Origin of the sequence: Perspicuibacillus lycopersici (genome assembly GCF_025660475.1) — a bacterium.
Classification (GTDB): Bacteria; Bacillota; Bacilli; order Bacillales; family Caldibacillaceae; genus Perspicuibacillus; species Perspicuibacillus lycopersici.
Window position 1 is genome coordinate 280698 of sequence record NZ_JAOUSF010000005.1, and the last position, 13263, is coordinate 293960.

Here is a 13263-nt window from a genome sequence, read left to right on the forward strand (position 1 = left end):
TGATTCCGGCAGTTCTTTCAATATTCTTTAATACACAACAAAATCCTCATGGTACACATATTCATTATCCTCTGAATCTAAAATGCGTACCTCTGCTGTCCATTTTCCTGCAAATGGCAAATATTGTCCATCTATCATATATTCTACATGCTTTGCAGGTGCCCTCTCTTCAAATGGCACTTGAATTGGTGCAATATCTGGATTGTTTACAAAGGTTAAATTCAATGCGATTCGTTTAATCTCGATACCTTCCGCCTTTGCATCAGCAACTACCATAAAATGATTATTTCCTGGTATTTTTGGTAGAATCGAGGTTGTAAATTCGATTGCTTCATCTTGTTCAGACCATGCTAGTGGTTCGTTTTGTGGGACTGGACTGTAATGAGTAAAGACACCGACAATCCCAGTAATAATAATCATAAAACTAAAATCAATTGCTAACATCGTGCCAATGGAGGATTCCTTTTTCTTTTTCATGAAATAACGCAATATCCCACCAGCAATTATAACAAATAACACGATTGCTACTTTGCAAATAAGCATAATTCCCCAATCGGTATATAGCAAGTAATCTAGTTTCGGTAAAAAAAGATACGTGCTAGAAATACCGGTGACGATTAATAAAAGGATAGCAATTAAAGCAATATCAGAAAACAATGGTAGCATTTCCTTTACATGCTCTCTCTGTTTTCTCCAAAAATAAACCATATAAAACAATCCACCAGCCCAAATCGCAGCAGCTAGTAAATGAAATAGATCAATAGCAATCGTAACTATTGGAGGTTCAAATGCATTTGCATGTCCATTAATGCTTTCCATCGCTATTAGGAGAAAGACCCATAGTACATCGATCCACTTTTTGCGATGTAAAAGTAGAAAACCTACGATCACGAGGAGGAAAGAAACTATCCAAGTAATTCCAATCGTAGTATTGGATAAAATCGACCAGATTTCCACTAGACTCCAGCTATTTACAAGGTTCGTAAGCTGGAAGAATCCCATCAAAATAACGGAGAGCAACAATAGTATTTGTAAAATATGGACTACTTTCCGTGCATTTTTTTTAATTACTTCGTTTTCGTTTTTCTTTATCGTTCCCCATAAAATCCACCCTGTGGTTAGAAGTAATAGGAGGAAATAAAAAATGCTTATTGTGGAGCTAATAATCGTTTTTGTCCCTGTTTCTTGATTCCCAGAATCTAATGGATTCATCTGTGTTGTTTGGCTAATTGCTTCCCCGATGGAAAACACATAAGAACCATCGACGGGATGACCGTCTGCAGATAATATTTTATAGGATACGGTATACGTTCCGTCCGGAAGTTCTGGTAGCCTTTGTATTAAAGATTTTTGGTCGAGACTCATCTCCGTTGCACTTGTGCTTACCCGTTCCCCTTTTGCGTCAAACAGTTTAATAGAATATAGTTCTTTTTCTAGTCGTTCATTAAATGTTAACGTGATTTCCTTTGGGGATGTTTCTAATTGACTGTCCTGTGCAGGGCTTGTGTTTTCAAGGAGCGCATGTGCATATGCCTGATGTGGGATCAGGAGAATAAAAAGGATAGAAACAAAAATGAAAAGCTTTCTATTTATATGTTTCTTCATATTTCAGACAACTCTTTTCCGCTCATGCAGATATTTTTTCCATGTCCAAATTCTACCACTGCACAGCTGAAAAATACAAGAGGCCAGACCTCAAATTTATTAAGAAGTCTGACCTCTAGAATTAAATGTTTACTCCCCGCATCCCGTCTGCTGGATAACGATCACCTGCGGTAATACCATGTGGGAAAACTTCATCGATACGAATTAACTCTTCTTCTGTAAGCTTTACTTGTAGTGCACCAATATTTTCCTCTAAGTATTTCACTTTTTTCGTTCCCGGAATCGGTACAATGTCCTCGCCTTGAGCAAGTAGCCAAGCAAGTGCTAATTGTGCTGGCTGACAGCCTTTTTCACTGGCAATTTCTTTAATTTTCTTTACAAGCTGTAAATTCTTATCGAAATTTTCGCCTTGGAAACGTGGGGAAAAACGACGATAATCATCTTCTGCCAAGTCTTCAAATGTTTGAATTTGACCAGTTAGAAAACCTCTACCTAGTGGACTATATGGAACAAAGCCAATTCCGAGCTCACGACAGGTTGGTAAAATTTTATCCTCCACATCTCGACTCCATAAAGAATATTCTGATTGCAACGCTGAAATAGGATGAACAGCGTGTGCTCTACGTATAGTTTCCGCAGCAGCTTCTGACATTCCGAGAAAACGAACCTTCCCAGCCTGCACTAAATCTGCCATTGCACCAATCGTTTCTTCAATCGGAACCTTCGGATCGACTCGATGCTGGTAATATAAATCGATATGGTCGACGCCTAATCGTTTAAGACTTGCATCACAGGCTTGTTTTACATAATCGGGATGACCGCTTACTCCTAACCTTGTACCATCTGCAGCTCGGACATTCCCAAATTTTGTCGCAAGTACCACTTCATTCCGTCGACCTTTAATAGCCCGGCCAACGAGTTCCTCATTCTTTCCTACTCCATACATGTCCGCAGTATCTAGTAATGTAATTCCATGGTCTAATGCATAGTGAATCGTTTGGATTGCTTCCTCCTCATTTCGACCACTATAAAAATCCGACATTCCCATACAGCCTAAGCCAATAGTAGAAACCTCTAACCCCTGATTCCCTAATTTTCTTTTTTCCATCCTACTTCACTCGCTTCCTTTTTATTAATATTACCTTTACCATTCATTTCTTTGAAGTAAAATGCTACATATTCGGAACATGCTGTATGTATTTTAAAATCTGCATTCTTATGATTACTTCTAATTGTACTGCTTCATGTAAACGAATCCAAATAATATGAACAATGCTTCTCACAAAAAAACGATCACTATTCATACGAGAAGATGATATGTAAAAAAACGGAAACTTATACTTCTATCAAAGGAAAAAAATTTATTAAAAACTAGCAATATCGCATTTTCATCCGTAAACTTTTCCAATGCCAGTAGAAATTATCTCGGGAAATGGCATTCCGAAGCATTTTCGGCTACCATTTTGAAATTTTAGCGATTAGACAAAACGAAATATTCCGATAGTATTAGTATTAAATTCTATAAACCTAGTAGAAAGGTGTTGTTTTTATGAAGAAACTCGTATTTTGTGAATGTGGTAGTGGAAAACCAAAAGACTTTTGCTGTGCTTCCAATACAAATGTTATTGAACTTCCCTTTCATAATCCTACTGAATACCAATCCTTTTACCAAAAGGTCCAAATCTCCTCACAGTTTCATTTTCGATACCGTGGCATAGCAGAATTTTACGGAGATACACTTATTAAGTACAAGCTGGAAAAACCAGGGAGTAAATCACGTAATACTTTTTTAACCGTCTTCGGACAATATTTAACCGATTATTTAGAAGACGCTCCCCCATCCTCTTGGCAAGACATAGATATCGCGTTTTGGGAGGAATTTCTATTCGTATATGTCCCCTACCAAATAAAGCTTTCCCCAGAGGAAAACGAAGTAGAGGATATTTTATTGGAGTTGACACGTTTTACAAGATGGTTGGATAGAAAAATAGGTTGTAAGTGGAGTCCGCTTATTACAAAGCTATTGTATGAAGTGAAGCCCCAGCTTAAAGATTGCGAACATTTGTTAAATGTACTATTTGTAAAAACCAATCCCCAGCTAGTACATAGTCAAAAGCAGAACTTCCCCGCGTATGGAAAAGCTGTACCAGCTTTTGAACATTTTCAAGAAAGGCAATTTAATATATTTGAAGTTACTGCCATAAATGACTCGTTTACTGTGCTTTCACAATTTGTCCACCATACTGCGTATCATGTTACAGGACTTCCTACCGAAGCTATCCACCTTGGAATGCTTCTCTTTGGTACCATTGGGAAAAATAAGGACGAAACGACGTGGACTTGGCTATTACCACAAGGGGTATACCCGAACGGTGCAAAAAAGTTCTTATTACATGTGATGTTTAATATGTTCTAAAAAAATAGAGGCTGGGACAAAAGTAATTTTATGTAAGAGAATCCGAACAAAGTTAAGTAGGTAAAAGCGCTCCGGAAATATACTTCGCTTTCCGCGGGCATGGCCTTAGCCTCCTCCTCCGCTACACTTCGTGCGGGGTCTTCGGCTCATGCTTTTCCCGCAGGAGTCTACGTATATTTCCTCCGCTATCCGAATTATTGTACGTCTTACATTTAAACATCAATTGTTATGTCCCAGCCTCTTCCTATCATCATGTTTCTTCTTTCATTATCATTTAACCAACGATTAAACCGATAGCTTATTGTTTGTTAATTGAATAAATTCTTCTGTATCCTTCGCCATTAATTGGATTCCTTCTGCCCAAAATTCGGGTTTTGTTAAATCGACACCTAAATGTTTCATTGCTAGATCTTCTACCTTCATGGAACCAGTGTCTTTTAATAGCGCAATATATTTATCTTCAAAGCCCTCTGGATTTTTTAAGTATTCTGCATAGATTCCTAAGCTAAATAAGTATCCAAAGGTATACGGGAAGTTATAAAACGGGACATCATCAATAAAGAAATGTAATTTGCTGCACCAGAAATGTGGATGATAGCTAGATAAACTATTACAGAATGCTTCTTTTTGCGCATTTTCCATTAATTCATTGATGCGTTGCTCAGAAACAATACCTTCTGTTCGTTCTTTATAAAAGCTATCTTCAAAAAGGAAACGCGCATGTATATTTAAAAACATTGCGGTTGCATTTTCTAATTTCGTATTTAATAATGCAGCCTTTTCTTCATCGTTTTTCGCATTCGCAACGGTTGCATTACTAATAATCGTTTCGGCAAACGTACTAGCCGTTTCGGCAACATTCATTGCATAATGATGATTTAATGAAGGTAAATCCTTCATAACATGACTATGGAAAGCATGGCCAAGCTCGTGTGCTAGCGTACTAGCATCACTCGTTGATCCTGTAAAAGTCATGAATATACGAGATTCCTCAAACTCTGGTAGTTCCGTACAGTACCCACCTGGTCGTTTATTTGGTCGATCTTCTGCTTCCACCCAGCGATTTTCTAACGCATGCTTCGCGAATGCTGCCAACTTCGGACCAAATGTCGCAAAATTATCAATGATAAAGTCACATGCTTCATCATACGTGAAACGAGTTGGTTTGACATCACCGAATGCAACTGGTGCGTCGACATCTTGCCAGCCTAATTTTTCCATGCCTAGTAATTTCGCTTTTTGATTTAAGAAATTAATGAATGGCTGTTTATTGCTAGCAACCGCTCCCCACATCGCATTCAATGTTTCTTTTGACATTCGATTGTATTCTAATGGTTCTTCCAAATAATTTTCCCGTTTATGTGCTTTTTGCAATGTGATTCGATAACCATCTAAGTGGTTAAGCGTATCTGCAAAAATCGGAGCAAATTTTGTCCAAGCTGCTTCCCAATTTTCAAACAGCTGTTTACGCACTTCTGGATCTGGATCGGCATACATCCGATTCATTGCTTGCCCTACGGATAATGCTGTAGTTTTTCCTTCTTTGTCGGTGAATGGAATCGTCATAATGGAAACCGTTGTGTCATACAATTGGCTCCAAGCAGTTAAGCCATCCTTATTTAATTCCGTAATAATTTTTTCTTCTTCTTCAGAAAGCAGGCGTTTACCATCTTCACGTGTTTCATTTAACACAAAGGAAACGACCTGTAATTCTTCATCCTGTAAAAGCTGTTGCCAGTCTACTTCTGGAATCGCCACTAATTTTTTCGTATAGCGAGTGGAAAGCTTTTCAATCTCACCAAACAAATCCATTACTTGCCCCATGACAACATTTGCATATTCATCATTCATATAGGCATCGTGCCACATTTGAACAAATGTTGCGGATTGCTCTAAGGCTTTCCCGATTACTTCATGCTTCTTTAAAATCGCCTTAAATGAGGAAGCGGATTTATCTTCCGCAAAATTCCATTCATTTATTAATTGCTCATATTCTTCAATATCTTTTTTGAGATTATGTAATTTCGCCTGTAACTCCGGGGACTTTGTTCCTCCAGGGAAAATACTATCTAAATCCCAAGTATCTACATACTTCATATGATTCCCTCCTTTTCATACATAGTTCCATTTTACCTGTTCCTGCATGGAAAGAAAATACAAATATCTGAAACAAATGACTATTTTACAATTTTAATAGAAACTTTTCTAAGGAAAATTATCGATGTGTGGATAATTTAACGAAAGGTAAAAGCCATCTTTTCTATGTATATACTTACAAAAAAGATGGCTCCTTCCTTTAGAAAATTAATACTTTATTTCATTTTGATTGGTGTACATACAGCATATAAATGGTCCACAGGATTGGATACATTTACCTCCACTACTTTAAATCCAGACGTCGAAATTTTCGTATCCTTGCTGATTGTTACCACTCGGTTGTTACTCATCATCCATTCTTCCTTCCATCCTTAATCTCACACAGAAATTAATATATGTAGGAAGTGGAAATGTGTGCACTATTTATAAAATTTTTTTACCTTTCCTCCCATTCCAGACAGCTGTATTTTTTTTAGGATTGACATATTTGTTTCTACGTTCCGTCTGCTCATTAATTGGTATTTTTCACCGATTACTTTACAAATATAATATTTTTCGTTACTATTTTACTTAGTACTTAAAAGCTGAAATAAATCATTTATACCCCCAAAAATAAATGAACGATTTCCCACTCATAACTATTTATTTTCAAATTTTACAACATAATATTTTGAACAGTCATCTGTTCTATCATAATAAAAGAGAATTATCTTTTATTATTTCGTTATATTGAAATAATAAAACTTGTTCTCGTTTTTCTTTTTTATGAAATGGGTATCGAATGATAATGAATAAAGGAATTTTTAAACAATGAATCTAGTGAAACGCACGTAAAAGTATTATTCATTGTTCATTTTATTAGAAGAGGAGGAATTTTTTTGAATTGGTTAGATGGCATAATAAATAATATTAATACTTTCTTCTATTCTAAAGTATTGATCATCGTTTTAATTGGTGTTGGTTTATTTTTTACGTTTAAAACGAGATTTGCACAGTTTCGTTTGATTCCGGAAATGTTCCGCCTGCTTACCGAGAAGGCAACCATTGATCGTTCTGGTAAAAAGGGTATATCCTCCTTTCAGGCGTTCACTGTTTCTGCCGCTTCCCGAATCGGAACTGGTAATATCGCCGGTGTCGCAACAGCGATCGCGCTTGGTGGACCTGGTGCTGTATTTTGGATGTGGATGATAGCATTAATTGGCGGGGCATCCTCATTAATTGAAAGTACGCTAGCACAAGTATATAAAGTAAAAGATGGAAAAATGTATCGTGGCGGTCCTGCCTATTATATGGAAAAGGGACTGAAAAAACGATGGATGGGTATCCTATTTGCAGTTGTCATTATCTTTACCTATGGGTTTGTGTTTAACGCCGTTCAAGCAAATACCATTACGATTGCTTTTGAAGAAAGCTTTGGTTTCAACCGTTTAGTTGTTGGGATTATTTTATCCGTCATAACCGGTATTATCGTATTCGGTGGATTAAAACGGATTGTTGGGGTTACTCAAATTCTTGTCCCTGTTATGGCAATTATGTATATTGCGATTGCATTAGTGGTTGTTATATTAAATATTACCGAGCTTCCTGGTGTTATCGCACTTATTTTTAAATCTGCCTTTGGTTTTGAAGAGGCATTTGCCGGAATGATCGGTGCTGCGATTATGAACGGAATCAAACGTGGATTATTCTCGAACGAAGCAGGTATTGGTTCAGCGCCAAATGCAGCAGCAACCGCTTCTGTATCCCACCCTGTGAAGCAAGGATTAATTCAAACATTAGGTGTATTTATTGATACGTTATTAGTTTGTACCGCTACTGCAGCGATTGTCTTACTAAGTGATGCTTACCTACAAGGAAATGCCGCTTCGGTTAACTTAACACAATTATCATTAGTAGATAATTTAGGCAGCTGGTCTGGAATTGCTTTAGCGATTGGTGTTTTTATGTTTGCCTATAGTACTGTTATCGGTAACTATTACTACGGGGAAACGAATATTGGCTTTATTAAAGAATCCAAAACTGGATTACTTGTTTTCCGTATTTTTGTTGTCGCATTCGTTCTGTTCGGTTCTGTTGCTAAAGTCCAACTTGTATGGGATTTAGCGGACCTATTTATGGCAATCATGGCACTCATTAACTTAGTAGCTATCCTATTACTTTGGAAGGTTGCCAAACCAGTTATCCAAGACTACATGAATCAGCGAAAACAAGGAAAAGATCCTGTGTTCTATAAGAAAAATGTCCCAAATATTGGCGATGTAGAATGCTGGGATGAGGAACATCATGCAGAGGAAAAGGTTTCTGGTTCATAAAAATATCCTACGAATAAATATGTAGTATCCACGACAAGGAAAGTGCTAGGAGATAACTAAACTCCTAGCACTTTTTATATGTATTATTGTAATTCACTATCCCCATCACAAAATGAATCAATTTCTGCACAAATAAGTCCAAAATAGGTCGGTACCTCGTAGGAATATAAATGAATTTGTCGCTGTTCCTTACGTATGGCACCTGCAAGAATCAAAGTTTGCCAAATGCCATCCGGTTTAGCTGCGTCAATCAATTCTGAATCTAATTCTGCCATCTTTTCCAATTCATTTGAACGAATCAGTCCAACTACCTCTTCATCTAAAATTTTTGCTGCAGGATCATACCCATATGGCCCTTCCGGATCATGAGCATGGGACCAGTCACAGCTCGCAATCAATGCTACTCGTTTTTCGCTTTTTTCGACTACTTCACAAATTACTTTTCCTAAAGCAAGATGGCTTTCAAATGGTAGCTCCCTAGATGGGTTAATGACAACAATTGGAACATCCGGCATGAACGATAACGGAACAATACATCCCCAATCCAATGGTAAACAGGATATCGGTCCACCTGCTGTACCATAATTAATCGAAGCAATTGGAATTTGCTTTGCTTGGGCATTTTTTGTAATCGCAACCGCTAATTCTCGATCGACTATTCGTTCTAATTCAAAATATCCATCATTTTCCTCTAAATAGCCAAACATCCGCTCACTGTTCGTGACAGAAAAGAAGCCATCGATTCTCGTTCCATGCGGTGTCAAGACAATAATCGTTTCCGGGTTGGCATCCGTCATTTTCTTCCCGAGTCGAACCATACTATCCCGCGTAAGCTTCATTCTCTCCGGAATCGAACCACTTAATTCTGGAATTATTTCTCCTCCATGTGGAGTTATACAAGCAAATACAAAAGGATTCATCTTCCCTCACTCTTTCCATTTTCGTTTCCTACTAAATTCGACAGAAACACAGATATTTCCTTTTCTAATATTGTAAAAACAAAATGAATCTTTTACTATTAGTTTGTAAGCTCAATCAACTAGTGGAGGATACATAATGATAAAAGGATATTTAGCAAACGGATTATTTGGATTAGGTGATCGCCTTCTGAATTCTTTAGTAGCAGAAAAACTTAGACTATTATTTAAGGAAAACGACTTGGATGTGGAACTTTATTTACCACAAGAGAATTTGGCAATAAACGACAAAAATAGTTTTGCAAGTAGTGAAATGATTGCCGATGGCGATGATGCCTATTTAAACGAGACCGATTTTATGATTGCTGTTATGGATGGCGTCGAAATTGATTCTGGTGTAGCCTGTGAAATCGGTGTTGCTACTACATTAGGCAAGAAAGTATTTGGTCTGTTCACGGATACAAGACAACAAGGCAGAGAAAATCAACAAAAAATCGCTGCATTAATTGCAGATGGAACTGAAAATCAATTTGTGTACCGCAACCTGTATGTCGTTGGCAAAATCAAAAAATCTGGTGGGATTTATTCTGATATCGATTCACTAAATCAAGCGATTTTGGCATATGCAAAACAGACAAAGTTGGTGACAAAAGCCTAGTTATTTACTAGTTGCTTTAATGAGAAGTTTCTTAATGATGGACAAAAACAGAGGTTCAATCTATTCTCCTCTGTTTTTTACTATTTATACAATATAAATAGTTACAGCTTACGGAAAAAACTGATCGAACCTCTTTTCATCTTCTAACGTTTTCTGTAGAAGCTTTGCTAACTCATCCTCCTTGTCAATTTTGCTTACATCTTTTCCGTAGCCTTGCTGGAGATTCTCTTTCGTTATTGTATATTCAACCCCACTGCTAAAGGAAAAGGTTATCCAGTCCACATTTTGTATCAATGAAAATAAATAGGTTGCATTGTACAGAACGATTTCTCTTTCCTTTACATCCGATTGATTCCAATCATACAGTAACTTAATTCCATATGGCTCCTGTTTTGTTTCAAGCTCTATCGATGTTAGATGGTTCGCACCTTGTAAATGATTAGCTATATTGATTACTGCACTGTTGTCTCCAACGTAAGAATCTTTATATTGAAACAAATCCATTTTAGTATTATTTGCATGACAACCATTTAGAACAAGCAAACTCATAAAACTAAACAATAGATAAACAGCGATTTTTATTTTAGTCATAAAAATGTTCTCCTATAATGATGGATTTTAGAGCAGCTTATATAGATAATACTCATTAACAGGCTTCCCGTTCCTTATTAAGGAATGGACCTTTTCCCCTTCTAAAACAAAGCCCATTTTTCTATATAAATTAAATGCCTTGAAATTGTCCTTGATTACTGTAAGTTCCAATCTTAAAATTCCTACTTCTTTTGCCCATGTGAAAACTTGCTGGAATAACCTCGTCGCAATCCCTTTCCCTTGATATTCTTCTAAAACGCCTAGGACAAGATAGGCACTATGTTGATTACGCTTTAAACGGCCACCTAATGCTAGCATAAACCCAACCAATTTATTATCTACTTCAGCAACTAAAAACTTGTTATTCTTTTCTGATAAAATTCGTTCGATTGATTTAGTCTGTTGTTCAACGGTAGTTTGTCTCTCTCCAGGCTCATACAGCATATAGCCAGACTCATCTATTTTCTTACTAAGCGCTAAAAAACGTTCTGCATCCGTTACAGATATAGATCTAATCATTATTATCACTTCCCCCCTTTTTATCTCAAAGTTTATCATATTACACATAATCGGAATCTACCATTTAGATAAACGGAAATAATATGATAAAATAAAGGAAATTTTGCAAAAGCTAAGAAAGGAATTTTACGATGGGAATTGTACTGAAAAATAACAATAAGGTATTTATTCGCTCCTATGAACAAAAAGATTTCCCTGAGATACAATCATTAAACAAAGAAGAAGGCTGGTCTAATTTAGTAGAAAAACAGTTACTTACAAAAGAAGCTTGGGAAAACTCAAATATAGCATTTGTTATTGTAAATGAGGCGCAGGAAGTAATTGGTTATATTCGAGGATTAACGGATACCCGTATCACGTTATTTATTTGTGAATTGCTTATCGATAAAAACTATCGTGGATTGGGCTTAGGGAAAAAACTTCTACATTATGTACATAATATTTATCCTAGCACAAGAATTGAATTACTCGCAAGCAATACTTCCCGTTCATTCTATGAAGACATAGGATTTCGGAGCTTTTATGGATTTCGGAAGTCGAGTGAAGAAATATTAGCTAGCGCTAAATAACCCGCTATCACAAATTCAATAAACAAAAATAGGCAACCAATGAAGGCTGCCTATTTTTTTCATGTGTTTTAAAACTAAATCGCCCAATCACCATTACGGAAGATAGGAACAATTGTACCATCTTGCTTAATTCCATCGATATTCATATCTTTAGATCCAATCATAAAGTCGACATGCACATTTGATGTGTTCATCCCATTTTTCAATAATTCTTCTTCACTCATTTTCGTTCCACCTTGAATAGTGGTTGGATATGCTGCACCGATTGCTAAGTGATTGGAAGCATTTTCGTCAAATAATGTATTAAAGAATGTAATACCTGATTGAGAAATTGGGGATGGGTCTGGTACTAATGCTACTTCCCCTAATCCAGTACCACCTTCATTTTCAAATACTAATTTTTTTATTGCTTCGTCGCCTTTTTCCGCACTAATTTCAACGATTTTTCCATCTTTAAAATGAACTTCAATACCTTCAATTAATGTACCTGCATAGCTTAATGGTTTTGTGCTGCGGACAACACCTTCCATACGGTGTGTATCAGGGGCAGTGAAAACCTCTTCCGTTGGCATGTTCGCGATAAATTCTTCGCCTTTTGGATTATAGCTTTCTGCACACGCCCAAATATGATTTTTCGGTAATCCTAAAGTTAAATCTGTACCAGGAGCGCTGTAGTGTAGGGAATCGAATTGAATGTCATTTAAAATTGCTGCTTTTGCATTCAATGTTTTTTTATGTTCATCCCAAACAGCAATTGGATCATCTGCATATACACGGCAAGTTTTGAAGATTTGATCCCATAGGGCATCTACTTGCTCCTCTGTAGTAGCTAAATCAGGGAATACTTTTGCAGCCCAACCAGCCCCTGCAGCTGCAGCAACTGTCCATTTCAATTCATCATTTTGTGTTGCCGTAAGCTGTGCTTTAAATGCTTTCGATGCTACTTTTTGATAAGCAGCAATCTTCGTTGGATCGACATCATTTAATAATCCAGGATCACTTGAAATAATGGAAAGACGAGAAACTTTATGATTTAATACATGGTCTTCCACTTCTTGTATTTCATATTCTGGAATATCCGTAAGTACTTCTTCTGGTTGATGAAGATAATGTAGTTTGCTAATTGCATCATCAGACCATTTCACAATTACTTTTTCCGCACCTAATGCGTATGCTTCTTTCGTTACTAATCGAGCTAAAGGAGCTTGATCAACTGCAATTGTCATTTTCACCCAATCACCAGGTTGAACATTAATGCCCTTAGCTACTAATAGTTTTGCGTATTTTTGTAAGTTTTCTTGAAAATTTGGTAGAACCATTCTGATACCCCCATTTTTTTATGTACTATACTATATCATCATAGTATTTTGATTTCTGCAAGTTTTTAATTATGAATGATGGAAATTTTCAATGTAGCGTGGCTTTATTTTTTACTGAAAAATAAAGCCCTACTCTTAGATTGTTCGTCCTTCGTTAATTTTAGTATCAAAGGTTTCCAATACATTGTTGATATGAATTATTATTGTTGAGCAGACAGAATGCACGAAAAAGTATAAAGGAAAGAAGAGCCAGTTGTTCA

The 13263-nt window shown here is 36.6% G+C and carries 12 protein-coding genes; 4 read left to right on the forward strand and 8 right to left on the reverse strand.

The window, feature by feature from the left end:
• Positions 1-27 precede the first annotated feature (27 nt).
• Both OEV98_RS15475 and OEV98_RS15480 read right to left on the reverse strand, forming a co-directional pair.
• Entirely contained in the window at positions 28-1605 is a 1578-nt protein-coding gene (locus OEV98_RS15475; RefSeq protein ID WP_263074264.1) for a copper resistance CopC/CopD family protein, read from the reverse strand.
• A 121-nt stretch (positions 1606-1726) separates the two neighbouring features.
• Positions 1727-2713 (reverse strand): aldo/keto reductase, encoded by a 987-nt coding sequence (locus OEV98_RS15480; RefSeq protein ID WP_263074265.1) that lies wholly within the window; start codon positions 2711-2713, stop codon positions 1727-1729.
• A 441-nt stretch (positions 2714-3154) separates the two neighbouring features.
• On the opposite strand from OEV98_RS15480, the gene OEV98_RS15485 reads away from it, so the two are divergent.
• Positions 3155-4021: a hypothetical protein gene (locus tag OEV98_RS15485; RefSeq protein WP_263074266.1), complete on the forward strand. Its 867-nt coding sequence runs from the start codon at positions 3155-3157 to the stop codon at positions 4019-4021.
• Positions 4022-4306: 285 nt separating this feature from the next.
• Here the strand turns inward: OEV98_RS15485 and OEV98_RS15490 are convergent, their stop codons facing one another.
• Together OEV98_RS15490 and OEV98_RS15495 are read right to left on the reverse strand one after the other, a co-directional pair.
• Positions 4307-6118, reverse strand: coding sequence for a M3 family oligoendopeptidase (locus tag OEV98_RS15490; RefSeq protein ID WP_263074267.1), 1812 nt, complete (start codon positions 6116-6118; stop codon positions 4307-4309).
• Positions 6119-6333: 215 nt separating this feature from the next.
• Entirely contained in the window at positions 6334-6468 is a 135-nt protein-coding gene (locus OEV98_RS15495) for a hypothetical protein (protein ID WP_263074268.1), read from the reverse strand.
• Positions 6469-6996: 528 nt separating this feature from the next.
• Here OEV98_RS15495 and OEV98_RS15500 point away from each other — a divergent pair.
• On the forward strand, positions 6997-8430 hold the full coding sequence (locus tag OEV98_RS15500) for an alanine/glycine:cation symporter family protein (RefSeq protein WP_263074269.1): 1434 nt from the start codon (positions 6997-6999) through the stop codon (positions 8428-8430).
• Positions 8431-8513: 83 nt separating this feature from the next.
• On the opposite strand, the gene OEV98_RS15505 is transcribed toward OEV98_RS15500, so the two are convergent.
• Entirely contained in the window at positions 8514-9350 is an 837-nt protein-coding gene (locus OEV98_RS15505) for a DODA-type extradiol aromatic ring-opening family dioxygenase (protein ID WP_263074270.1), read from the reverse strand.
• Positions 9351-9486: 136 nt separating this feature from the next.
• Here OEV98_RS15505 and OEV98_RS15510 point away from each other — a divergent pair, with 136 nt between their 5' ends.
• On the forward strand, positions 9487-10005 hold the full coding sequence (locus tag OEV98_RS15510; protein ID WP_263074271.1) for a nucleoside 2-deoxyribosyltransferase: 519 nt from the start codon (positions 9487-9489) through the stop codon (positions 10003-10005).
• 108 nt (positions 10006-10113) lie between these two features.
• Here OEV98_RS15510 and OEV98_RS15515 read toward each other — a convergent pair whose 3' ends face one another.
• Both OEV98_RS15515 and OEV98_RS15520 read right to left on the reverse strand, forming a co-directional pair.
• Entirely contained in the window at positions 10114-10596 is a 483-nt protein-coding gene (locus OEV98_RS15515) for a DUF4825 domain-containing protein (protein ID WP_263074272.1), read from the reverse strand.
• Positions 10597-10623: 27 nt separating this feature from the next.
• Positions 10624-11118, reverse strand: coding sequence for a GNAT family N-acetyltransferase (locus OEV98_RS15520; RefSeq protein ID WP_263074309.1), 495 nt, complete (start codon positions 11116-11118; stop codon positions 10624-10626).
• A 128-nt stretch (positions 11119-11246) separates the two neighbouring features.
• On the opposite strand from OEV98_RS15520, the gene OEV98_RS15525 reads away from it, so the two are divergent.
• Complete coding sequence (locus OEV98_RS15525; RefSeq protein ID WP_263074273.1) at positions 11247-11684, forward strand: GNAT family N-acetyltransferase; 438 nt, start codon at positions 11247-11249, stop codon at positions 11682-11684.
• 74 nt (positions 11685-11758) lie between these two features.
• On the opposite strand, the gene OEV98_RS15530 is transcribed toward OEV98_RS15525, so the two are convergent.
• Positions 11759-13003 (reverse strand): aminopeptidase, encoded by a 1245-nt coding sequence (locus tag OEV98_RS15530; RefSeq protein ID WP_263074274.1) that lies wholly within the window; start codon positions 13001-13003, stop codon positions 11759-11761.
• Positions 13004-13263: the final 260 nt, after the last annotated feature.